Annotated in this window: 25 protein-coding genes; 17 read left to right on the forward strand and 8 right to left on the reverse strand. The window is 52.9% G+C overall.

Annotation, left to right across the window (positions count from 1 at the left end):
• Nucleotides 1-6 precede the first annotated feature (6 nt).
• The 5 genes from eutB to eutR are packed head-to-tail and all read left to right on the forward strand — an operon-like array spanning nucleotide 7 to nucleotide 4,556.
• Nucleotides 7-1,368, forward strand: coding sequence for an ethanolamine ammonia-lyase subunit alpha (eutB, locus tag EFER_RS03750; protein ID WP_000769961.1), 1,362 nt, complete (start codon nucleotides 7-9; stop codon nucleotides 1,366-1,368).
• A gap of 20 nt (nucleotides 1,369-1,388) precedes the next feature.
• On the forward strand, nucleotides 1,389-2,276 hold the full coding sequence (eutC, locus tag EFER_RS03755; RefSeq protein ID WP_000372323.1) for an ethanolamine ammonia-lyase subunit beta: 888 nt from the start codon (nucleotides 1,389-1,391) through the stop codon (nucleotides 2,274-2,276).
• Between the two features lie 9 nt (nucleotides 2,277-2,285).
• Entirely contained in the window at nucleotides 2,286-2,945 is a 660-nt protein-coding gene (gene eutL / locus EFER_RS03760) for an ethanolamine utilization microcompartment protein EutL (protein WP_001111050.1), read from the forward strand.
• A 12-nt stretch (nucleotides 2,946-2,957) separates the two neighbouring features.
• Entirely contained in the window at nucleotides 2,958-3,458 is a 501-nt protein-coding gene (gene eutK, locus EFER_RS03765; RefSeq protein ID WP_012599960.1) for an ethanolamine utilization microcompartment protein EutK, read from the forward strand.
• A 45-nt stretch (nucleotides 3,459-3,503) separates the two neighbouring features.
• Nucleotides 3,504-4,556 (forward strand): HTH-type transcriptional regulator EutR, encoded by a 1,053-nt coding sequence (gene eutR / locus EFER_RS03770; RefSeq protein WP_000753718.1) that lies wholly within the window; start codon nucleotides 3,504-3,506, stop codon nucleotides 4,554-4,556.
• A gap of 76 nt (nucleotides 4,557-4,632) precedes the next feature.
• Here eutR and EFER_RS03775 read toward each other — a convergent pair whose 3' ends face one another.
• From EFER_RS03775 to amiA, 4 genes are all read right to left on the reverse strand, one after another.
• Nucleotides 4,633-4,950 carry a hypothetical protein gene (locus EFER_RS03775; RefSeq protein WP_001285747.1) on the reverse strand — a complete coding sequence of 106 codons (318 nt, stop codon included), beginning with the start codon at nucleotides 4,948-4,950 and terminating at the stop codon, nucleotides 4,633-4,635.
• Nucleotides 4,951-4,988: 38 nt separating this feature from the next.
• Nucleotides 4,989-6,251, reverse strand: a complete 1,263-nt coding sequence (locus tag EFER_RS03780) for a DUF1963 domain-containing protein (protein ID WP_000149703.1) — start codon at nucleotides 6,249-6,251, stop codon at nucleotides 4,989-4,991.
• Between the two features lie 137 nt (nucleotides 6,252-6,388).
• The gene (gene hemF, locus EFER_RS03785) at nucleotides 6,389-7,288 is read right to left on the reverse strand and encodes an oxygen-dependent coproporphyrinogen oxidase (RefSeq protein ID WP_000801373.1); all 900 of its coding nucleotides are present in this window, start codon (nucleotides 7,286-7,288) and stop codon (nucleotides 6,389-6,391) included.
• A 3-nt stretch (nucleotides 7,289-7,291) separates the two neighbouring features.
• Nucleotides 7,292-8,161: an N-acetylmuramoyl-L-alanine amidase AmiA gene (amiA, locus tag EFER_RS03790; protein ID WP_000102904.1), complete on the reverse strand. Its 870-nt coding sequence runs from the start codon at nucleotides 8,159-8,161 to the stop codon at nucleotides 7,292-7,294.
• A gap of 212 nt (nucleotides 8,162-8,373) precedes the next feature.
• Between amiA and EFER_RS03795 the strand changes: the two genes are divergently transcribed.
• The 4 genes from EFER_RS03795 to yfeX all read left to right on the forward strand — a co-directional run bounded on the left by EFER_RS03795 (nucleotide 8,374) and on the right by yfeX (nucleotide 10,866).
• Entirely contained in the window at nucleotides 8,374-8,799 is a 426-nt protein-coding gene (locus EFER_RS03795) for a GNAT family acetyltransferase (RefSeq protein WP_001625616.1), read from the forward strand.
• Complete coding sequence (locus EFER_RS03800; protein ID WP_012599962.1) at nucleotides 8,786-9,235, forward strand: DUF2919 domain-containing protein; 450 nt, start codon at nucleotides 8,786-8,788, stop codon at nucleotides 9,233-9,235. The genes EFER_RS03795 and EFER_RS03800 overlap by 14 nt, the downstream gene beginning before the upstream one ends.
• A gap of 60 nt (nucleotides 9,236-9,295) precedes the next feature.
• A complete protein-coding gene (locus EFER_RS03805; protein ID WP_000838952.1) occupies nucleotides 9,296-9,871 on the forward strand; it encodes an RpoE-regulated lipoprotein in 576 nt (191 codons plus the stop codon).
• 95 nt (nucleotides 9,872-9,966) lie between these two features.
• Nucleotides 9,967-10,866 carry a porphyrinogen peroxidase gene (gene yfeX, locus EFER_RS03810; RefSeq protein WP_000084590.1) on the forward strand — a complete coding sequence of 300 codons (900 nt, stop codon included), beginning with the start codon at nucleotides 9,967-9,969 and terminating at the stop codon, nucleotides 10,864-10,866.
• 96 nt (nucleotides 10,867-10,962) lie between these two features.
• Here yfeX and pbp4b read toward each other — a convergent pair whose 3' ends face one another.
• From pbp4b to murQ, 3 genes are read right to left on the reverse strand one after another with little or no spacing between them, the layout of a single operon-like run.
• Entirely contained in the window at nucleotides 10,963-12,228 is a 1,266-nt protein-coding gene (pbp4b, locus tag EFER_RS03815) for a penicillin binding protein PBP4B (protein ID WP_012599963.1), read from the reverse strand.
• Between the two features lie 2 nt (nucleotides 12,229-12,230).
• Complete coding sequence (gene murP, locus EFER_RS03820) at nucleotides 12,231-13,655, reverse strand: PTS N-acetylmuramic acid transporter subunit IIBC (protein ID WP_001040487.1); 1,425 nt, start codon at nucleotides 13,653-13,655, stop codon at nucleotides 12,231-12,233.
• Nucleotides 13,656-13,658: 3 nt separating this feature from the next.
• Nucleotides 13,659-14,555: an N-acetylmuramic acid 6-phosphate etherase gene (murQ, locus tag EFER_RS03825; RefSeq protein WP_001175599.1), complete on the reverse strand. Its 897-nt coding sequence runs from the start codon at nucleotides 14,553-14,555 to the stop codon at nucleotides 13,659-13,661.
• A 163-nt stretch (nucleotides 14,556-14,718) separates the two neighbouring features.
• On the opposite strand from murQ, the gene murR reads away from it, so the two are divergent.
• The 7 genes from murR to cysM all read left to right on the forward strand — a co-directional run bounded on the left by murR (nucleotide 14,719) and on the right by cysM (nucleotide 21,657).
• Nucleotides 14,719-15,576 carry an HTH-type transcriptional regulator MurR gene (gene murR / locus EFER_RS03830; protein ID WP_000966446.1) on the forward strand — a complete coding sequence of 286 codons (858 nt, stop codon included), beginning with the start codon at nucleotides 14,719-14,721 and terminating at the stop codon, nucleotides 15,574-15,576.
• Nucleotides 15,577-15,704: 128 nt separating this feature from the next.
• Nucleotides 15,705-16,496: an SDR family oxidoreductase UcpA gene (gene ucpA / locus EFER_RS03835; RefSeq protein ID WP_000517442.1), complete on the forward strand. Its 792-nt coding sequence runs from the start codon at nucleotides 15,705-15,707 to the stop codon at nucleotides 16,494-16,496.
• 303 nt (nucleotides 16,497-16,799) lie between these two features.
• Nucleotides 16,800-17,816 (forward strand): thiosulfate/sulfate ABC transporter substrate-binding protein CysP, encoded by a 1,017-nt coding sequence (cysP, locus tag EFER_RS03840; protein ID WP_000290227.1) that lies wholly within the window; start codon nucleotides 16,800-16,802, stop codon nucleotides 17,814-17,816.
• Nucleotides 17,816-18,649: a sulfate/thiosulfate ABC transporter permease CysT gene (cysT, locus tag EFER_RS03845; RefSeq protein WP_000458415.1), complete on the forward strand. Its 834-nt coding sequence runs from the start codon at nucleotides 17,816-17,818 to the stop codon at nucleotides 18,647-18,649. Before cysP ends, cysT begins: the two co-directional genes overlap by 1 nt.
• Nucleotides 18,649-19,524, forward strand: coding sequence for a sulfate/thiosulfate ABC transporter permease CysW (cysW, locus tag EFER_RS03850; RefSeq protein ID WP_000852686.1), 876 nt, complete (start codon nucleotides 18,649-18,651; stop codon nucleotides 19,522-19,524). Before cysT ends, cysW begins: the two co-directional genes overlap by 1 nt.
• The gene (cysA, locus tag EFER_RS03855) at nucleotides 19,514-20,611 is read left to right on the forward strand and encodes a sulfate/thiosulfate ABC transporter ATP-binding protein CysA (RefSeq protein WP_000021028.1); all 1,098 of its coding nucleotides are present in this window, start codon (nucleotides 19,514-19,516) and stop codon (nucleotides 20,609-20,611) included. The genes cysW and cysA overlap by 11 nt, the downstream gene beginning before the upstream one ends.
• 134 nt (nucleotides 20,612-20,745) lie before the next feature.
• Nucleotides 20,746-21,657 carry a cysteine synthase B gene (gene cysM / locus EFER_RS03860; protein ID WP_000105471.1) on the forward strand — a complete coding sequence of 304 codons (912 nt, stop codon included), beginning with the start codon at nucleotides 20,746-20,748 and terminating at the stop codon, nucleotides 21,655-21,657.
• 2 nt (nucleotides 21,658-21,659) lie between these two features.
• Here the strand turns inward: cysM and EFER_RS03865 are convergent, their stop codons facing one another.
• Nucleotides 21,660-22,028 (reverse strand): YfeK family protein, encoded by a 369-nt coding sequence (locus EFER_RS03865; RefSeq protein ID WP_000719933.1) that lies wholly within the window; start codon nucleotides 22,026-22,028, stop codon nucleotides 21,660-21,662.
• Between the two features lie 104 nt (nucleotides 22,029-22,132).
• Between EFER_RS03865 and pdxK the strand changes: the two genes are divergently transcribed.
• Nucleotides 22,133-22,984, forward strand: a complete 852-nt coding sequence (gene pdxK, locus EFER_RS03870; protein WP_000096664.1) for a pyridoxine/pyridoxal/pyridoxamine kinase — start codon at nucleotides 22,133-22,135, stop codon at nucleotides 22,982-22,984.
• The last annotated feature ends 14 nt before the right edge of the window (nucleotides 22,985-22,998 follow it).

Here is a 22,998-nt window from a genome sequence, read left to right on the forward strand (position 1 = left end):
CGACTTATGAAACTAAAGACCACATTGTTCGGCAATGTATATCAGTTTAAGGATGTAAAAGAGGTGCTGGCTAAAGCCAACGAACTGCGTTCGGGGGATGTGCTGGCGGGCGTTGCAGCGGCAAGTTCACAGGAGCGCGTGGCGGCAAAGCAGGTGTTGTCGGAAATGACCGTAGCGGACATCCGCAATAATCCGGTGATTGCCTATGAAGATGACTGCGTTACGCGGCTGATTCAGGACGACGTTAACGAAACGGCCTACAACCAGATTAAAAACTGGAGCATCAGCGAGCTGCGTGAGTATGTGCTGAGTGATGAAACCAGCGTTGACGACATTGCTTTTACCCGCAAAGGGCTGACCTCGGAAGTGGTCGCGGCGGTAGCGAAGATTTGCTCTAACGCGGACCTGATCTACGGCGCGAAGAAAATGCCGGTAATCAAAAAGGCCAATACAACTATTGGTATTCCGGGCACCTTCAGCGCCCGTTTGCAGCCAAACGATACCCGCGACGACGTGCAAAGTATCGCCGCGCAAATCTACGAAGGGCTTTCTTTCGGGGTGGGCGATGCGGTGATCGGCGTTAACCCGGTGACTGACGACGTGGAAAACTTAAGCCGCGTGCTGGATACCATCTATGGCGTGATCGACAAATTCAATATTCCAACCCAGGGCTGCGTACTGGCGCACGTCACCACCCAGATCGAAGCGATTCGTCGCGGTGCGCCGGGCGGGCTGATTTTCCAGAGTATCTGCGGCAGTGAAAAAGGGCTGAAAGAGTTTGGCGTAGAGCTGGCGATGCTCGACGAAGCGCGCGCAGTGGGCGCGGAGTTCAACCGTATCGCCGGGGAAAACTGCCTCTACTTCGAAACCGGGCAAGGTTCTGCGTTGTCCGCTGGCGCTAACTTCGGCGCTGACCAGGTGACGATGGAAGCGCGTAACTACGGGCTGGCGCGTCATTACGATCCATTTATCGTCAACACCGTGGTCGGCTTTATTGGGCCGGAGTATCTCTACAACGACCGCCAGATTATCCGTGCGGGCTTAGAAGATCACTTTATGGGCAAACTGAGCGGCATCTCTATGGGCTGTGACTGCTGCTACACCAACCACGCTGACGCTGACCAGAACCTCAACGAAAACCTGATGATCCTGCTCGCCACCGCAGGCTGTAACTACATCATGGGGATGCCGCTGGGTGATGACATCATGCTCAACTACCAGACTACGGCCTTCCACGACACCGCCACTGTGCGTCAGTTACTCAACCTGCGCCCGTCACCGGAGTTTGAACGCTGGCTGGAAAGCATGGGCATTATGGCAAACGGTCGCCTGACCAAACGGGCGGGCGATCCGTCACTGTTCTTCTGATGACGCGGAGATAACACATCATGGATCAAAAACAGATTGAAGAAATTGTACGCAGCGTGATGGCGTCAATGGGACAAGCGGCCCCCGCGCCGTCAGAAGCAAAATGCGCCACTACCACCTGTGCAGCACCGGTGACCTCGGAAAGCTGCGCGCTGGATTTAGGTTCCGCGGAAGCAAAAGCGTGGATTGGCGTTGAAAACCCGCATCGCGCAGACGTATTAACAGAACTGCGCCGCAGCACCGTGGCTCGCGTCTGTACCGGTCGTGCTGGTCCGCGTCCGCGTACCCAGGCGCTGTTGCGTTTCCTGGCCGATCACTCTCGTTCGAAAGACACCGTACTGAAAGAAGTGCCGGAAGAGTGGGTGAAAGCGCAGGGCTTGCTGGAGGTCCGCTCTGAAATTAGCGACAAAAATCTCTATCTGACTCGCCCGGATATGGGCCGCCGCTTGTGTGCAGAGGCTGTTGAAGCGCTGAAAGCGCAGTGTGTTGCCAATCCGGACGTACAGGTGGTTATTTCCGATGGTCTATCTACTGATGCGATCACCGTGAACTATGAAGAGATTCTGCCACCGCTGATGGCGGGCCTGAAACAGGCCGGGTTGAAAGTCGGCACACCGTTCTTTGTGCGTTACGGTCGCGTGAAGATTGAAGATCAGATTGGCGAACTTCTTGGCGCGAAAGTGGTGATCCTGCTGGTGGGTGAACGTCCGGGGTTGGGGCAGTCAGAAAGTCTCTCCTGCTACGCCGTTTACTCGCCGTGTATGGCAACCACCGTTGAGGCCGACCGTACCTGTATCTCTAACATTCACCAGGGCGGCACGCCGCCGGTTGAAGCCGCCGCCGTCATTGTGGATTTGGCGAAACGTATGCTGGAGCAGAAAGCATCCGGCATCAACATGACCCGATAAGGAGGCATCATGCCAGCTTTAGATTTGATTCGACCGTCGGTAACCGCCATGCGGGTGATTGCCTCTGTTAACGCCGAATTTGCGCGTGAACTGAAATTGCCGCCGCATATTCGTAGCCTCGGGCTGATTTCTGCTGATTCCGATGACGTCACCTACATTGCGGCTGACGAAGCGACCAAGCAGGCGATGGTTGAAGTCGTGTATGGTCGCTCGCTGTATGCGGGAGCTGCACACGGGCCGTCACCGACTGCCGGTAAAGTGCTGATTATGCTCGGGGGGCCAAACCCGGCGGAAGTGCGTGCCGGTCTGGATGCGATGGTTGCGCATATTGAAAATGGCGCTGCTTTCCAGTGGGCTAATGATGCAGAAAACACAGCCTTCCTGGCGCATGTCGTTTCGCGTACCGGTTCTTATCTCTCATCAACCGCCGGGATCACACTTGGTGATCCGCTGGCGTATCTGGTGGCACCGCCGCTGGAAGCGACCTACGGCATTGATGCAGCGTTGAAATCTGCCGACGTGCAGCTGGTGACCTATGTCCCGCCACCGTCTGAAACCAACTACTCGGCAGCATTTTTAACCGGTAGCCAGGCCGCGTGTAAAGCAGCCTGTAACGCCTTTACCGATGCAGTGCTGGAAATCGCGCGTAATCCAATCCAGCGTGCGTAACGGAGGTTGCCGATGATCAATGCACTGGGATTGCTGGAAGTGGACGGCATGATCGCCGCGATAGATGCAGCGGATGCCATGCTCAAAGCAGCTAACGTTCGTCTGCTCAGTCACGAAGTGCTTGACCCTGGTCGCCTAACGCTGGTGGTGGAAGGCGATCTGGCGGCGTGTCGTGCGGCGCTGGACGCAGGTTGTGCTGCCGCGATGCGTACCGGGCGTGTCATCAGCCGTAAGGAGATCGGTCGGCCAGACGATGACACCCAGTGGCTGGTTACTGGCTTTAACCGCCAGCCGAAGCAACCCGTAAAGGAACCCGACGCGCCAGTTATCGTCGCGGAATCTGCTGACGAGTTGTTGGCGCTGTTAACATCAGTACGTCAGGGAATGACGGCAGGAGAAGTGGCTGCCCACTTTGGCTGGCCGCTGGAAAAAGCCAGAAATGCGCTCGAACAGCTCTTTTCTGCAGGGACGTTACGTAAACGCAGTAGTCGTTATCGTCTCAAGCCCCATTAACCTGTCGGAGGTGCCGGGTGTCCTACAACACCCGGCATTAACATCATGAAAAAGACCCGTACAGCCAATTTGCACCATCTTTATCATGAACCCTTACCCGAAAACCTGAAGCTCACGCCGAAGGTCGAAGTGGATAATGTTCATCAACGACAGACAACGGATGTCTATGAACATGCTTTGACGATTACCGCCTGGCAGCAGATTTACGATCAGCTTCATCCGGGCAAATTTCATGGTGAATTTACGGAAATTCTGCTCGATGATATTCAGGTTTTCCGTGAATACACGGGGCTGGCGCTGCGTCAGTCGTGCCTGGTCTGGCCGAACTCGTTCTGGTTTGGCATTCCGGCGACGCGCGGTGAGCAGGGATTTATCGGTTCGCAATGTCTGGGAAGCGCAGAAATTGCGACGCGCCCTGGAGGAACCGAGTTTGAATTAAGTACGCCGGACGATTACACGATCCTTGGCGTGGTGCTTTCTGAAGATGTCATCACCCGGCAGGCTAACTTTTTGCATAACCCGGAAAGGGTGCTGCATATGTTACGTAACCAGTCGGCGCTGGAAGTGAAAGAGCAGCATAAAGCCGCGCTGTGGGGCTTTATCCAACAGGCTCTGGCGACATTTTGCGAGAACCCGGAAAATCTCCATCAGCCTGCAGTGCGAAAAGTGCTGGGGGATAATTTGCTAATGGCGATGGGGGCGATGCTGGAAGAAGCGCAGCCAATGGTGACGGTGGAAAGCATCAGTCATCAGAGTTACCGTCGGTTGCTTTCCCGCGCCCGTGAATATGTGCTGGAAAACATGTCCGAACCGGTGACGGTGCTGGATTTGTGTAATCAACTGCACGTCAGTCGCCGCACCTTGCAAAACGCATTTCACGCTATTTTGGGCATTGGCCCAAACGCGTGGCTGAAACGCATTCGCCTGAACGCCGTGCGCCGTGAACTGATTAGCCCGTGGTCGCAAAGTATGACGGTAAAAGACGCCGCCATGCAGTGGGGATTCTGGCATCTTGGGCAGTTTGCCACGGATTATCAGCAATTGTTTGCAGAAAAGCCTTCACTGACGCTGCATCAGCGGATGCAGGAACTGGAGTGAGGGTGAGGGCCGGATGAGGATGGTGTTTGATCCGGTCCATAGTGAAGTTACAAATTACGTTGAATTGCTATGTATTTTATTGCCCAACGGGATAGGCGATAAACAAACCGACAATTGTCAAAATACACGCCAGCAGGAATACCAACATACAATTTACGCGCTTTCGCGAAATTTCAAATAAATAGCAAATTAGTGTTGTTACCACGATCACTACCGGGATAGTCATAAAATTAATAACGATGAGTGCTATCAATCCAAAACTTGCTCCTCCACCGTGGGGAATAAAAATGTGTTCTTCAAAATAAACTTCCATAGCAAATGCCAGCACGCATCCCAGAAAACTCATATCCAGATGAGGGTGCCATTTACTTTCTTTATGTGATGTGTCTGACATTTTTAATCGCTCCCTTTGTCGCTCGCGATAAATAATTCCTACGACTGCTGATAAGACGTCGCTGTTGTCTGGCACTCTGGACAGATGAACGTGTAAATTATCCCTTCGCCGTATTGTTCAATATCGGCATAATCCAGTTGCGCAAGAAACGTCATTGAGCGGGAGCATTCCGGGCAGAGAGGATATTCCGCGTCCTGAATCCAGGTTGGATGCCCGCCAAGTTGCGAGAAAGAGACAGGTAAAAATGGGTCTGCGGCAAATAACGGTGACCTAAGGTTTCCCTGTCTCATGCTGTTTACAGGGAGTCGACGCCATTCCGATACATCATCCGGCAGCCAGGCAGGCGGGATATTTTTTGCAGACAAATGAGCGTTACCCCGTGAGTCTATATAACCGAAAATGGTGCTATAGGTGGTACAACATTCACACGTCACGACGCGAAACCTGCCTTTATCGCTAAGACCCGTTGCCTTCAGGTCAACGTCGAAAAGATTTGTTAGGGGCAATGCGCAATTTGGACAGGTATCGTTGCGTTCATCAACAACACGCAAAGCTTCGCAACACCCGGTGTTTTTCATCTCCAGATGAAAACAGTGAGGAAAATAGAGATTACGTCTCTGCCCTTCAGCGGTTAACTCCCAACCGGCCTCATGCGCATATTCTTCTGGCGCGATGTAAAGTGAACTGCGCCACAGCGGCGGGTTATTGCGCCAGTAGGCAAAACGTTCAACAACAACGTCATCCCCAATCCATGCCAGACATTGCAGAATAAAATTTCTGTTTTCTGCATCAACCTCAACCCGTTCTAACAGCGTATCGCGAACATCCGCTGGGGCGCGGTGGAAAGGCAGGGGAGAATAAGCGTCCAAATCATCATAAGAGATCCATTCTCTGAAATACGCATCCAGATTGGCCTGGGTAAATGCTGCCAGACAAAGCCAAATCTCCTGAGCGAGTTTATATTCACCAGATGCAAAGCGTTCTGTGGCGTAATCAGCCATCAGCTGCGCTTGATCGGCGGTCAACTGTTGATACAGGGCATCTGTGGGAACGGGGCAGGGAGTCCAGTCGATTAACGCATCGAATTTCCGCGGTTGGTGAATTAATTTCAGCATGGCTACCGGATCGCTTAACCCAGCAAACGCATTCACGATCTTTTTGTTTTTCTTGATATATTCGTCGTGCTCACGTTGCTGTTGGGCCTGCTCGCAGGGCATGCAGTATCCGTTAGTACGCGCTGCGGTTTGTGGCAGAATGGTTGATGTACAAGCGGGGCTTTTACAGGGAATACGGTGAGTCATAGAGGCGCTCCTTGCCTGAGGATATTAAGTCGAAAGAGATTATTATTAGATATTAGGGTGTCACTATGGCACACAAATTAAACAGAATTAATTTCAAGCCACAAACATAGGGTTATTTTTCTTTTATTTTCATGATATTAAACCCAATCCCTGACCTTAATAAACTCACTTAACGCCGCTTCCGGGCTGCCTGCTTCTGGCTGATAATCATACTCCCAGCGTACCAGCGGCGGCATTGACATCAGGATAGACTCGGTGCGCCCGCCAGTTTGCAGGCCAAACAGCGTGCCGCGATCCCAGACCAGGTTGAACTCGACATAGCGACCGCGACGGTAGAGCTGGAAATTGCGCTCGTGCTCGCCGTATTCCATCGCTTTGCGTCGTTCAACAATCGGTAAATAAGCGTCGGTGTAGCCTTTACCTACCGCCTGCATAAAGGCAAAACAGTGGTCAAAGTCTGGCGTGTTCAGGTCATCAAAGAAAAGCCCGCCAATACCGCGCTGTTCGTTACGATGTTTGAGGTAGAAGTATTCGTCGCACCACTTTTTGTAACGCGGATAAACGTCTTCGCCAAATGGCAGGCACAGGTCACGGGCGGTGCGGTGCCAGTGAATGGCGTCTTCTTCAAAACCATAGAAAGGGGTTAAATCGAAGCCGCCGCCAAACCACCAGACGGGCTCGGCACCTGGTTTTTCGGCAATAAAAAAGCGCACATTCGCGTGGCTGGTGGGAACATACGGATTATGCGGATGCACTACCAGTGAAACGCCCATCGCCTCGAAACTGCGTCCGGCAAGTTCCGGGCGATGAGCAGTGGCGGAAGCAGGCATCGCCTCACCGTGGACATGTGAAAAGTTGACGCCCGCCTGTTCGAAAACACCACCATTACGCAACACCCGACTACGCCCACCGCCGCCAGCTTCGCGCTGCCAGCTATCTTCGACAAACTCTGCGCCATCGACAGCGGTCAACTGCTGACAAATTGTATCCTGAAGGTTGAGCAGGAACTGTTTAACCTGGTGTGCGTCGGGTTTCATAACTTATCGCTTTTTCGAATGTGCTTTCTGGTTGTCGAACCAATGGAAATAACTGATCACGCCTTCAGCAATCGCTGTGGCGATTTTCTGGCGAAATGCCGCCGTGCCTAACAGCCGCTCTTCTTCCGGGTTGGTGATAAACGAGGTTTCCACCAGCACAGAAGGGACAGACGGCGATTTCAACACCACAAACGCGGCTTGTTCGGTATTGCGACTGTGCAGCTTATGCACCGGCTTAATCTTTTTCAGAATATGCGAGCCAAGCGTCAGGCTGTTTTTAATGGTATCGGTTTGCACCAGATCAAACAGCACTTGCTGCAATAGGTGATCCTTGTCAGTCGCTTTTTTTCCGGCAACTTCATCAGCGCGGTTTTCGCGTTCAGACAGGTACTTCGCCATTGCGCTACTTGCCCCACGGTTAGAGAGGGCAAATACCGAAGCACCGGCAGCTTTCGGGTTAGTAAAACCGTCGGCGTGAATTGACATAAACAGATCTGCGCGATGCTTATGGGCAATTTCAACGCGATCGTACAGCGGGATAAACGTATCGCCAGAACGCGTTAAACGCGCATCAATGCCGTGATTGCGCAAAATGGAACGAACATTTTTGGCAATCGCCAGCACCACGTGTTTTTCTTTCGAGCCGTTGCGACCAATCGCTCCGGTATCAATTCCGCCGTGGCCTGGATCGAGAACGACTACCCGTTTGCTCCCGGCTTTTTTGGCTTTCGGCTTACTGTGTCCGTTACTGGTTTTTAAAGGTTCTTCTTTGGCGATGGCTTGCGACATCCCTGACAGCGTCAGAGCTGCAAGCCCTGCTTTCAGCACCTGGCGGCGCGAAGTGAGTGTTTTTAGTGGTTTAAAAGTGCTCATACGGCCTGAGTTGTAATAATAAAGTTCCAGATGTTATATCGTATCGCGTATTCCGTTACGACCGCTTGATGTTGAGAATTGTTTTACTTTTCATTTCAATAAATGACAACTGACAATTATGCCACTTTTACAATCGATTTTCGTCAGATATTGGCTAAATCGCCTGTTCACGCCATAATCACGGTTTTAAGCCCAAAAAGGTAACCAATACCATGGAGATACGCGTATTTCGCCAGTCAGATTTCGAAGAGGTGATCACCCTTTGGGAGCGTTGCGACTTGTTGCGTCCGTGGAATGATCCGGAAATGGACATCGAACGTAAGATGCATCATGACGTCAGTTTGTTCCTTGTCGCCGAGGTGAACGGTGAAGTGGTGGGAACGGTGATGGGCGGTTATGACGGGCATCGCGGGTCTGCTTATTACCTTGGTGTGCATCCAGAGTTTCGTGGGCGTGGCATTGCTAACGCGTTGCTTAACCGGCTTGAGAAAAAGCTGATTGCTCGTGGCTGCCCGAAAATTCAGATCAACGTGCCAGAAGATAACGATATGGTCTATGGCATGTATGAGCGTCTGGGTTATGAACACGCCGACGTGCTGAGTCTGGGTAAGCGTTTGATTGAAGATGAAGAGTACTGAGTTTCATCCTGCCCATTATGATGCGCACGGACGCCTGCGTTTACCTTTTCTCTTCTGGTTCGTGCTGTTGCTTCAGGCGCGAACCTGGGTGCTGTTTGTCATTGCCGGTGCGTCGCGTGAGCAAGGTACTGCGCTGCTGAATCTGTTTTATCCCGATCACGATAATTTCTGGCTGGGGTTGATTCCTGGCATTCCTGCGGTGCTGGCGTTTTTGTTGAGCGGTCGGCGGGTTATGTTTCCTCGCATCTGGTATGTACTCTATTTTCTGTTGCTGTTGGCGCAGCTTGTTTTGCTTTGCTGGCAACCGTGGCTGTGGCTGAACGGTGAATCCGTTAGCGGTATTGGTCTGGCGCTGGTAGTGGCGGATATAGTGGCGTTAATTTGGCTTTTGACCAATCGACGTTTACGCGCTTGTTTTATTGTTGAGAAAGAATAACGGCACTTTTTGGTGAATTTGCACTCCAAGCAACGTTATTGAATAACCAAAGGAAGTGACATGAAATCGCTGCGTTTAATGTTATGCGCTATGCCGTTGATGCTGACCGGCTGTTCCACGATGTCGTCAGTTAACTGGTCTGCCGCTAACCCGTGGAACTGGTTTGGGTCGTCCACCAAAGTGAGCGAGCAGGGCGTGGGTGAATTAACGGCGTCCACACCACTGCAAGAACAAGCCATTGCCGATGCGCTTGATGGCGATTATCGCCTGCGCAGCGGAATGAAAACCGCGAACGGCAACGTGGTGCGCTTTTTTGAAGTGATGAAAGGCGACAGCGTGGCGATGGTGATTAACGGTGATCAGGGCACGATCAGCCGCATTGATGTGCTGGATAGCGATATTCCTGCTGACACCGGTGTTAAAATCGGTACACCGTTTAGCGACCTTTACAGCAAAGCATTTGGCAATTGCCAAAAAGCTGATGGTGATGATAATCGTGCTGTCGAATGTAAAGCCGAAGGCAGTCAACATATTAGCTACCAGTTCAGCGGGGAATGGAGTGGTCCTGAAGGGTTAATGCCTTCGGACGATACCCTGAAAAACTGGAAAGTCAGTAAAATTATCTGGCGGCGTTAATTTGCGTCTGAACAAACCGCCGCCGCAAAAAAACACGTAAAATAGCGCCCAACAATGCCACGGATTGCGTGGCATTCTTATTTTCAGGAGGAACAATGTCTCAGGTTCAGAGTGGCATTTTGCCAGAACATTGCCGCGCGGCGATTTGGATCGAAGCCAACGTTAAAGGGGAAGTTGACGCCCTGCGTGCGGCCAGTAAAACATTTGCCGACAAACTGGCAACTTTTGAAGCGAAATTCCCGGACGCGCATCTTGGTGCGGTGGTTGCCTTTGGTAACAACACCTGGCGTGCTCTGAGCGGCGGCGTTGGGGCCGAAGAGCTGAAAGATTTTCCGGGCTACGGTAAAGGCCTTGCGCCGACGACCCAGTTCGATGTGTTGATCCACATTCTTTCTCTGCGTCATGACGTAAACTTCTCTGTCGCTCAGGCGGCAATGGAAGCCTTTGGTGACTGCATTGAAGTGAAAGAAGAGATCCACGGCTTCCGTTGGGTTGAAGAGCGTGATCTGAGCGGCTTCGTTGACGGTACTGAAAACCCGGCGGGTGAAGAGACGCGCCGCGAAGTGGCGGTTATCAAAGACGGCGTGGATGCGGGCGGCAGCTATGTATTTGTGCAGCGTTGGGAGCACAACCTGAAGCAACTCAACCGTATGAGCGTTCACGATCAGGAGATGATGATCGGGCGTACCAAAGAAGCTAACGAAGAGATTGACGGCGATGAGCGTCCGGAAACTTCTCACCTGACCCGTGTTGATCTGAAAGAAGATGGCAAAGGACTGAAGATTGTTCGCCAGAGCCTGCCATACGGCACTGCCAGCGGCACGCACGGTCTGTATTTCTGTGCCTACTGCGCGCGTTTACATAACATTGAGCAGCAACTGCTGAGTATGTTTGGCGATACCGATGGTAAGCGTGATGCGATGTTGCGTTTCACCAAACCAGTCACTGGCGGCTATTATTTCGCGCCGTCGCTGGACAAACTGATGGCACTGTAAGCGCTTCTGATTCGATGATTAAAGGCCAGCCAGTAACACAACTGACTGGCCTTTTTATTACTTCTGCTTTAACGCCGCATACACCTGATCCACCACCTAACCATAAGTTGCAATCGGTAACTGACCGCTTTCGAACATATTGGGGTTTTTTTGTGGATCGGCAACTGGCGAATGTGGCTTGTTGCTTAACATCACAATCGCCATATGATTCACCGGATCGATAACGGTTACCGTCCCGGTCCAGCCCGTGTGACCGTAGGTTTGCGGGCTTGCCAGCGTGCCAAACGTCGGTGTCATGGTGGCATTACCATTCACGCGCCAGCCGAGGCCAAAAGTGGCATCTTCTTTTGAACTGGTGGTGAACATCTTCACCGTTTCTGCACTGAACAGCGTCACATCGCCATAGCCGCCGCCGTTCAGCATTGTTTGCATTAACACCGCAATATCGCCGGTATTGGAAAACAAACCTGCATGCCCGGAAACGCCGCCCATCGAATAAAAGGCTTTTTCATCGTGCACCTGACCCCAGAGAGTGGAGGTGCGAATGTTCGGAAAGTGGATCACGCCATCGCGGGTATTGCCGTTCAGTTCCGTCGCGGCAATTTGCTGTGGTTTAAAGCCTTTCAGCAGCGGATTAAACACCGTATGCGTCAGGCCGAGCGGGCGATAAATCGACTCTTCAACATAGCGGTCAAGCGGCTGACCAGTAACTGACTCGACGATAAATCCAAGCAGCATATAATCGACATCGCTGTAGATATGTTTGCTGCCGGGCTGATATTCCAGCGGCGTGCGCTTGATCATTTCCAGCGTCTGGCCTTTATCCTGGGAATATAACGCGCCCGCGACGGCTTTATTCGGGTATTGCGGGTCCGCCGGGAAACCGCCGCTGTGATGCAGCAGATCAGAAATCCGCAGCGTGTTTTTGCCTTTGATGGTGTCATTTGGACTGTCGGCAAATCCCAGAATATATTTCGCAATCAGATCGTCAGGATGTAGTTTGCCTTCGCTCATTAGCTTTTGTAGGGCGAAGTTAGTGGCGTACATTTTTGTGTTTGAGGCCAGGTCATACAGCGTCTCGGTGGTAGCTTTAACAGGCTGCGCCATTAGCACGCTGCCATCGTACTTTTTCGCCGCGCCCCAGGCTTTGCGATACACAATCTGATTATCTTTAATGATCAGCAGGTTAACGCCGGGATAACCGGCATCAACTTGCTGGCTAATCCAGCGATCCATCTGGTTAAGCCGTTCCACGTTGAACCCTGCTTTCTCTGGCGAACTTTCTGTCAGAACAGGGTATTTTGCGGCGCTGACGCTACAGCTGACAGCCAGCAGAGAAAAATAGAGCATTGTCCGTTTCATAATCAGTCCAGATTGACGTTACGGCAGCCAAAGAGTGTGGTGAAAATAAACCCACAAACCCATGCCACCAGAATCCCGCCAGCGTAAACCGCCATTGCCGGAAGGATGCCTTGCGCGGATGTCATCAGCGGCAGCGCCACCAGGCCAGACGGCCCAAAGGCGCTGTTTAAGCCCATCGGCAGACCCCACCAGGCTATCAGGCCGATAAACAAACCGCCCGCCGCGCCGCCTAAACAGGCGGTAACAAACGGTTTCATGCGGGGTAGGGTGACGCCGTAAATTAACGGTTCGCCAACGCCCAGCAGACCGGGAATAATTGCCCCGCGGACCTGACTGCGTAATGCACTGTGCGGTTGCGCCCGCCAGTAGAGCGCCAGCGCCGCACCCACCTGGCCCGCGCCTGCCATTGAAAGGATGGGGAACAGGCTGTTGAATCCCTGGCTGTCCATTAACGCCAGGTAAACAGGAATAAAGCCCTGATGCACGCCAAACACCACGGCGATCAGGAATAGCCCTGCTAAAACTGCACAACCGAGCGGATTACTGTTCAGGTGCATAAACAGCCACGACATGCCTTCGAATAACCAGCCACCCAGCGGCATAATGATCAAATACGCCAGTGTGGCGGTGATCAGCAGAGTGATTAACGAGGTCAACAGCATGTCGAGATCGTCTGGCATAAAGCGGCGCACCATGCCTTCGATGCGGGCGCAGGCCCAGGCGGCAATCAACACGCCGATAATATTGCCACGCGGATCGATGGGCAGACCGAAGAAATCGTGAAAACCGGCGTAGTAACCGGTGGTGGCAGCAGGGTTATAACCGAGCAAAAAGAGCGCGGCGATAATTGCGCCATTGACGCCCGTGCCGCCAAATGCCTGGGCAGCGTTATAGCCCACCAGAATCACCAGGAAAGTGAACAAACCTTTGCTGAACACCTTCATAAAATTCAGCGCATCGGGTAGCGTTCCCTGAGCATCTGCCGGAACGTGCATCACGGTGGCAATTAACGTCGCTATCCCCAGCAACAGACCCGCAGCAATAAAACCGGGGATCAGCGGCGTGAAGATAGTGGCGAATTTGGCAAGAAACTGTTGCACGCCGGAGGTCTGTTTGGCTTTTAACTGGCGTTTATTCTGAGCGGCGATTTCTGCGGCATCCTGTACCGGGGCTTCGCCCAGCAGTTCGCTCATCGCTTTGGCGGCACGATGCGCTTTACCTGGTCCAAAAACGACCTGTACCTGATCGCTGGTCAAAATGACGCCCTTCACGCCTTCCAGCGTTTTGATATTGGGATCAACCAGTGAACTGTCATGTACACCCAGACGCAGGCGCGTCATACAGTTACCACAACTGGCGATATTCCCCGGTCCGCCGACACGGGTAAGGATGGTGTTCAGAAGTTCACTGCTGATCTCTTTGGCCATGGGTTATTCCTTGTCTAAAACCTGACGAATAAAGCCGCCGTGTTGATCCAGGCGTTTTTTTGCTTCTGCGGCATCGAGATTTTTCAGCACCATCACAATGGCCGTTTTGCAGTTGCGCTCGCAAGCAATTAACGCCGCTTCCGCTTTTTCGGCGTTACATCCGGTGGCGTTTTTAACGATATTGACCTGGCGCACATGCAATTTTTCGTTGGTGGCGACCACATCGACCATCAGGTTGCCGAACACTTTGCCGGATTTAATCATCAGCCCGGTAGAAAGCATATTGAGCACCAGTTTCTGCGCTGTGCCTGCTTTCATTCGCGAAGAACCGGTAACCACTTCGGCACCAACCACCGGAGTAATAGCAAACTCAGCGGTGGTGGAAACAGCACTCCCTGGATTACAGGAAATGCCCACTGTGCGGCAACCGAGTTGGCGTGCGTATTCCAGCCCGGCAATCACATACGGTGTGCGACCACTGGCAGCAATACCAACCACCACATCCTGTGCGGTTAAGCCGATATTTTTTAGATCGTTAACGCCACCTTCCCGGCTATCTTCTGCGCCTTCCACCGCGTGCTGAATGGCATATTCACCGCCAGCAATCAAACCAACCACCAGGCCCGGTTTCACGCCGTAGGTCGGCGGACATTCGCTGGCATCAAGAATACCCAGACGACCGGAAGTACCCGCACCGATGTAAATCAGTCGACCGCCGCCGCTTACCTGGGCGTGGATAACATCGATCGCTGCGGCGATATCCGGCAGTACACGCTCAACGGCGAGTGGTACGGTTTTATCTTCATCGTTGATAATCCGACACATTTCCAGCGTTGATACGCGGTCAATTTCAGCCGAAGCGGCGTTCGAGCCTTCGGTAATCATCTTTTCAAGTTGCATCGGTGGTGACCTTACTATTTACGATCAAATAATTGCAGATGGATGGAATCATATATCCCGAATTGACAGACTTAAAGGAATCATTGAGTCTACACTCGCAGAGTGTGAAGAGCGTCATAAGAACTTAAGCGGAATTTTTGCTGCCAGCCCAGGAGAGTGGAAGATGTTGTACCTGACGAAAATACGCAATGCAGAAAGTGAATTTACCGGGAACGAGCAAAAAATAGCTGACTTTCTGCAGGCTAAAGTGAGTGAGCTGAAATCCGTCTCTTCGCGCAAGATGGCGAAACAGCTCGGCATCAGCCAGTCGAGTATTGTGAAGTTTGCCCAGAAGCTCGGCGCGCAAGGATTTACTGAATTGCGTATGGCGTTAATTGGCGAATACAGTGCCAGCCGGGAGAAAACGAATGCCACGGCGCTGCACTTGCACAGTTCGATTACCAGTGACGATTCGCTGGAAGTGATTGCCCGCAAACTGAATCGCGAAAAAGAGCTGGCACTGGAGCAAACCTGCGCGTTACTCGATTACGCGCGGCTGCAAAAAATCATTGAGGTCATCAGTAAAGCGCCGTTTATCCAGATAACAGGCCTGGGCGGGTCGGCGCTGGTGGGGCGCGATCTTTCATTCAAACTGATGAAAATTGGTTATCGCGTGGCCTGTGAAGCCGACACGCACGTACAAGCTACCGTTTCCCAGGCGTTGAAAAAAGGTGATGTACAAATCGCTATCTCTTACAGCGGCAGTAAAAAAGAGATTTTGCTATGCGCCGAGGCAGCGCGAAAGCAGGGGGCAACGGTGATTGCCATTACTTCACTGACTGACTCTCCGCTGCGGCGGTTGGCACATTTCACCCTCGATACCGTTTCTGGTGAAACCGAATGGCGTAGCTCGTCGATGTCCACCCGCACGGCGCAAAATTCGGTTACCGATTTACTGTTTGTTGGGCTGGTACAACTTAATGATGTCGAGTCATTGAAAATGATTGAGCGCAGCAGTGAGCTAACACAACGCCTGAAATGATGCATAAAGCAGCGACTGGATTGAGATTTTCCTGAATTAGTGAGCTGATCCGCAGCAATATTTTGTTTATCCTGTATTTTCAGAGGGAATGGAGTGTAACGCTCTGTATTAACAAGGAGAGCATTAAAATGGGTAAACTCACGGGCAAGACAGCACTGATTACGGGCGCATTGCAGGGAATTGGCGAAGGAATTGCCAGAACTTTTGCGCGTCATGGCGCAAACCTAATCTTGCTGGATATCTCCCCTGAGATCGAAAAGCTGGCGGACGAACTGTGTGGTCGTGGTCATCGCTGTACGGCGGTTGTCGCCGATGTGCGTGACCCGGCGTCGGTAGCCGCAGCTATCAAGCGCGCAAAGGAAAAAGAAGGGCGCATTGATATCCTGGTGAATAACGCAGGCGTTTGTCGTCTGGGCAGTTTCCTCGATATGAGCGATGAAGATCGCGATTTCCATATTGATATCAATATAAAAGGCGTATGGAACGTCACGAAGGCGGTGCTGCCGGAGATGATTGCCCGCAAAGATGGTCGCATTGTGATGATGTCTTCGGTCACTGGCGATATGGTGGCCGATCCGGGCGAAACGGCGTATGCCTTAACGAAAGCGGCGATTGTTGGCCTGACTAAATCGCTGGCGGTGGAGTACGCGCAGTCTGGTATTCGCGTTAACGCCATCTGCCCAGGATATGTTCGCACGCCAATGGCGGAAAGCATCGCGCGTCAGTCGAACCCGGAGGATCCGGAATCGGTGTTGACTGAAATGGCGAAAGCAATCCCGCTGCGTCGCCTCGCCGATCCGCTGGAAGTTGGCGAACTGGCGGCCTTCCTCGCATCCGATGAATCCAGCTATTTAACCGGTACACAGAATGTGATTGATGGCGGCAGCACACTGCCGGAGACGGTTAGCGTCGGCATCTGATTCACCTTTGTTTCCTCCCTGCATTTGTGGGGAGGATTTCGTCTTGAACTAAGTTCACCAGGCTATTTTATTTGTCATTTTGGCCCCGGGCAGTGCTCGAAATCCTCACGTACTATGTGTACGCTCCGGTTTCTCCGCGCTGTTCGTGTCCAAACTGACTGCAACAATTACGCCTGTTGAACCAAGTTCTTATTCCCTTTTCAACTTCCAAATCACCAAACGGTATATAAAACCGTTACTCCTTTCACGTCCGTTATAAATATGATGGCTATTAGAAAGTCATTAAATTTATAAGGGTGCGCAATGGCCGTTAACTTACTGAAAAAGAACTCACTCGCGCTGGTCGCTTCTCTGCTGCTGGCGGGCCATGTACAGGCAACGGAACTGCTGAACAGTTCTTATGACGTCTCCCGCGAGCTGTTTGCTGCCCTGAATCCGCCGTTTGAGCAACAATGGGCCAAAGACAACGGCGGCGATAAACTGACGATAAAACAATCTCATGCCGGGTCATCAAAACAGGCGCTGGCGATTTTGCAGGGCTTAAAAGCGGACGTTGTCACTTATAACCAGGTGACCGACGTGCAGATCCTGCATGATAAAGGCAAGCTGATCCCGGCTGACTGGCAGTCGCGCCTGCCGAATAACAGCTCGCCGTTTTACTCCACCATGGGCTTCCTGGTGCGTAAGGGCAACCCGAAGAATATCCATGACTGGAACGATCTGGTGCGCTCCGACGTGAAGCTGATCTTCCCGAACCCAAAAACCTCCGGTAACGCGCGTTATACCTATCTGGCGGCATGGGGTGCAGCGGATAAAGCTGACGGTGGCGATAAAGCCAAAACCGAACAGTTTATGACTCAGTTCCTGAATAACGTTGAAGTGTTCGATACCGGCGGTCGTGGCGCGACCACTACTTTTGCCGAGCGCGGGTTGGGTGATGTGCTGATTAGCTTCGAATCGGAAGTGAATAACATCCGCAAGCAGTATGAAGCCCAGGGCTTTGAAGTGGTGATTCCGAAAACCAACATTCTGGCGGAATTCCCGGTGGCGTGGGTCGATAAGAACGTGCAGGCCAACGGTACGGAAAAAGCGGCAAAAGCCTACCTGAACTGGCTCTACAGCCCACAGGCGCAAACGATCATTACCGATTATTACTACCGCGTGAATAACCCGGAAGTCATGGACAAACTGAAAGACAAATTCCCGCAGACCGAGCTGTTTCGCGTGGAAGACAAATTTGGCTCCTGGCCGGAAGTGATGAAAACCCACTTCACCAGCGGCGGTGAGTTAGACAAGCTGTTAGCGGCGGGGCGTAAGTAATGTTTGCAGTTTCTTCCAGACGCGTGCTGCCGGGCTTTACCTTAAGCCTCGGCACCAGTCTGCTGTTTGTGTGCCTGATTTTGCTGCTGCCGCTCTCCGCACTGGTGATGCAACTGGCTCAGATGAGCTGGACGCAGTACTGGGAGGTGATCACCAACCCACAGGTGGTCGCGGCCTATAAAGTGACGCTGCTGTCGGCGTTTGTGGCATCGATTTTTAACGGCGTTTTCGGCCTGCTGATGGCGTGGATTTTAACCCGCTATCGCTTTCCGGGCCGCACGCTGCTTGATGCGCTGATGGATTTACCGTTTGCGCTACCAACGGCGGTAGCAGGTTTAACGCTGGCCTCGCTCTTTTCCGTGAACGGTTTTTACGGCGAGTGGCTGGCGAAGTTTGATATCAAAGTCACCTATACGTGGCTTGGTATCGCGGTGGCGATGGCCTTTACCAGCATTCCGTTTGTGGTGCGTACCGTGCAGCCGGTGCTGGAGGAGTTAGGCCCGGAATATGAAGAAGCGGCAGAAACGCTCGGCGCAACGCGCTGGCAGAGTTTCTGCAAAGTGGTGCTGCCGGAGCTTTCTCCGGCGCTGGTGGCGGGCGTGGCGCTGTCGTTTACCCGTAGTCTCGGTGAGTTTGGTGCGGTGATTTTTATCGCCGGGAACATCGCCTGGAAGACGGAAGTGACGTCGCTGATGATTTTTGTTCGCTTACAGGAGTTTGATTACCCGGCGGCGAGCGCAATTGCTTCGGTGATCCTCGCGGCGTCACTGCTGCTGCTGTTCTCAATTAACACTCTGCAAAGTCGCTTTGGTCGGCGTGTGGTAGGTCATTAATGGCGGAAGTGACACAGTTGAAGCGTTATGACGCGCGCCCGATTAACTGGGGCAAATGGTTTCTGATTGGCATCGGGATGCTGGTTTCGGCGTTCATCCTGCTGGTGCCGATGATTTACATTTTCGTGCAGGCATTCAGCAAAGGGCTGATGCCGGTGTTACAGAATCTGGCCGATCCGGACATGCTGCACGCCATCTGGCTGACGGTGATGATCGCGCTGATTGCCGTACCGGTAAACCTGGTGTTCGGGATTCTGCTGGCCTGGCTGGTGACGCGCTTTAACTTCCCCGGACGCCAGTTGCTGCTGACGCTGCTGGACATTCCGTTTGCCGTGTCGCCGGTGGTTGCCGGTCTGGTCTATCTGCTTTTCTACGGCTCTAACGGCCCGCTCGGCGGCTGGCTGGATGAACATAATCTGCAAATTATGTTCTCCTGGCCGGGAATGGTGCTGGTCACCATCTTCGTGACCTGTCCGTTTGTGGTGCGCGAGCTGGTGCCGGTGATGTTAAGCCAGGGCAGCCAGGAAGACGAAGCGGCGATTTTGCTTGGCGCGTCTGGCTGGCAGATGTTCCGCCGCGTCACGCTGCCGAACATCCGCTGGGCGCTGCTTTACGGCGTGGTGCTGACCAACGCCCGCGCGATAGGCGAGTTTGGTGCGGTGTCGGTGGTTTCCGGCTCGATTCGCGGCGAAACACTTTCGCTGCCGTTACAGATTGAATTGCTGGAGCAGGACTACAACACCGTCGGCTCCTTTACCGCCGCGGCGCTGTTGACGCTGATGGCGATTATCACCCTGTTTTTAAAGAGTATGTTGCAGTGGCGCCTGGAGAATCAGGAAAAACGCGCGCAACAGGAGGAACATCATGAGCATTGAGATTGCCAATATTAAGAAGTCGTTTGGTCGCACCCAGGTGCTGAACGATATCTCACTGGATATTCCTTCTGGTCAGATGGTCGCATTGCTGGGGCCGTCCGGTTCCGGGAAAACCACGCTGCTGCGGATTATCGCCGGGCTGGAGCATCAAACCAGCGGGCATATTCGTTTCCACGGCACCGACGTCAGCCGCCTGCATGCACGCGATCGCAAAGTCGGTTTTGTGTTCCAGCACTATGCGCTGTTCCGCCATATGACGGTATTCGACAATATCGCCTTCGGCCTGACGGTGCTGCCGCGTCGCGAGCGCCCGAATGCCGCAGCCATCAAAGCGAAAGTGACAAAATTGCTGGAAATGGTGCAGCTTGCGCATCTGGCGGATCGTTATCCGGCCCAGCTTTCCGGCGGCCAGAAACAGCGTGTGGCGCTGGCGCGCGCGCTGGCTGTGGAACCGCAAATTCTGCTGCTTGATGAACCGTTTGGTGCGCTGGATGCGCAGGTGCGTAAAGAGCTGCGTCGCTGGCTGCGTCAACTCCATGAAGAGCTGAAATTCACCAGCGTGTTCGTGACCCATGACCAGGAAGAAGCGATGGAAGTCGCCAACCGCGTGGTGGTCATGAGCCAGGGCAATATCGAACAGGCCGATGAACCGGATCAGGTTTGGCGCGAGCCGGCGACCCGTTTTGTGCTGGAGTTTATGGGGGAAGTAAACCGCTTGCAGGGAACGATTCGCGGTGGGCAGTTCCACGTTGGTGCGCACCGCTGGCCGCTGGGATACACCCCTGCGTATCAGGGGCCGGTGGATCTCTTCCTGCGCCCGTGGGAAGTGGATATCAGCCGCCGCACCAGCCTCGATTCGCCGCTGCCGGTGCAGGTGCTGGAAGCCAGCCCGAAAGGTCACTACACCCAATTAGTCGTGCAGCCGCTGGGGTGGTATGAAGATCCGCTCACCGTGGTAATGCGTGGTGATGATGCGCCGGTGCGCGGCGATCGTTTGTTCGTCGGGCTGCAACATGCGCGACTGTATAACGGCGACGAGCGTATTGAAACCCGCGATGAGGAACTTGCTCTCGCACAAAGCGCCTGATAGGTTGAGTGAATGTTAAACGCCCGGAGGCGCTTCCCGCGATCCGGGCTTTTTAATGGCAAGGTTTTGTAACCTGTAGGCCTGATAAGACGCGTAAACGTCGCATCAGGCAACACCACTTATGGACAGAGATCGTGAGTACATTAGAACAAACAATAGGCAATACGCCTCTGGTGAAATTACAACGAATGGGGCCGGATAACGGCAGTGAAGTGTGGTTAAAGCTGGAAGGCAATAATCCGGCCGGTTCGGTGAAAGATCGTGCGGCGCTTTCGATGATCGTCGAGGCGGAAAAGCGCGGGGAAATTAAACCGGGTGATGTGTTAATCGAAGCCACCAGTGGTAACACCGGGATTGCGCTGGCAATGATCGCTGCGCTAAAAGGCTATCGCATGAAATTGCTGATGCCCGATAACATGAGCCAGGAGCGTCGCGCGGCGATGCGTGCCTACGGTGCGGAGCTGATTCTGGTCACCAAAGAGCAGGGCATGGAAGGTGCGCGCGATCTGGCGCTGGAGATGGCGAATCGTGGCGAAGGCAAGCTGCTCGATCAGTTTAATAATCCCGATAATCCTTATGCGCATTACACCACCACCGGGCCGGAAATCTGGCAGCAAACCGGCGGTCGCATTACCCATTTTGTCTCCAGCATGGGGACGACCGGTACGATTACCGGCGTGTCGCGCTTTATGCGCGAGCAATCCAAACCGGTGGCGATTGTCGGCCTGCAGCCGGAAGAGGGCAGCAGCATTCCCGGCATTCGTCGCTGGCCTGAGGAATATCTGCCAGGCATCTTCAATGCTTCGCTGGTGGATGAGGTGCTGGATATTCATCAGCGCGATGCGGAAAACACCATGCGCGAACTGGCAGTGCGGGAAGGGATTTTCTGCGGTGTCAGTTCTGGCGGCGCGGTTGCCGGAGCACTGCGGGTGGCAAAAGCCAACCCCGGCGCTGTAGTGGTGGCGATCATCTGCGATCGCGGCGATCGCTACCTTTCTACCGGGGTGTTTGGGGAAGAGCACTTTAGTCAGGGGGCGGGGATTTAAGATTATTGTGCAGGCACCGTTTTATCCGTCTGCGCAATTAACGCATGTAAAAAAGGTTGCGCGTTTTCATCGCTCTTACCGGGCATCTTCACGATATACGGCTTCCCGCTAATCGATGATGACGAAGCAACCTTATCAATAAATTGCTCAGCAGTATCAATACGATTACGGGTATTGCCCAGCTTCAGACGCAAATGGGAAACCGCTTCATCGCAGGTATGTTCATCGCCGTTGCGCACAAATATCAAATCCTTTTTCTGTGCTAATCCCTCCAGCATGGCGTTGATGCGGGCTTCTTCGTGGGCGGTTAACTTCGCGTATGCAGGGAGTGTCATGAGCAGCGTTATTAAAAGACAAATGATTTTCTTCACTGAATTACCTTATCCTTGTGTGGTGATAGCCGATTTGACTGCCAGAATCAGGTAAAGTTTCGGTTGGAATACGATGAGGATCATCGGCAAGGAGAAAAAATTAAATGAGTAGTTTGTTGTTGTTTAACGATAAGAGCAGGGCATTGCAGGCGGATATCGTCGCCGTGCAGTCGCAGGTAGTGTACGGCAGCGTAGGCAACAGCATTGCCGTGCCTGCTATTAAACAGAACGGCCTGAATGTCTTTGCCGTGCCGACGGTATTGCTGAGCAATACGCCGCATTATGACACGTTCTACGGCGGTGCGATTCCGGACGAATGGTTTAGCGGCTATTTGCGTGCGCTTCAGGAGCGCGATGCGCTGCGCCAGCTGCGCGCTGTCACCACGGGCTATATGGGAACGGCATCGCAAATCAAAATCCTTGCCGAGTGGCTGACTGCGCTACGCAAAGACCATCCTGACTTATTGATTATGGTCGATCCGGTGATTGGCGATATTGATAGCGGAATTTATGTCAAACCTGATCTTCCTGAGGCATACCGACAATATTTACTGCCTCTGGCGCAGGGTATTACGCCTAATATCTTTGAGCTGGAAATCCTGACAGGTAAAAATTGCCGCGATCTCGACAGCGCCATTGCTGCCGCAAAAAGTCTGCTTTCAGACACATTAAAGTGGGTGGTGATTACCAGTGCCTCCGGTAATGAAGAAAATCAGGAGATGCAGGTGGTGGTGGTCAGCGCCGACAGCGTGAATGTCATTTCCCATTCACGGGTTAAAACTGACCTGAAAGGTACTGGCGACCTGTTTTGTGCTCAGCTTATCAGTGGCTTGTTGAAAGGTAAGGAATTAACTGACGCGGTACATAGCGCGGGATTACGCGTGCTGGAGGTGATGCGCTATACCCAGCAGTATGATAGCGATGAATTAATTTTGCCGCCGCTGGCTGAAGCATAAAAAAAATGGCGCCG

This window comes from Escherichia fergusonii ATCC 35469 (assembly GCF_000026225.1).
Lineage (GTDB): Bacteria > Pseudomonadota > Gammaproteobacteria > Enterobacterales > Enterobacteriaceae > Escherichia > Escherichia fergusonii.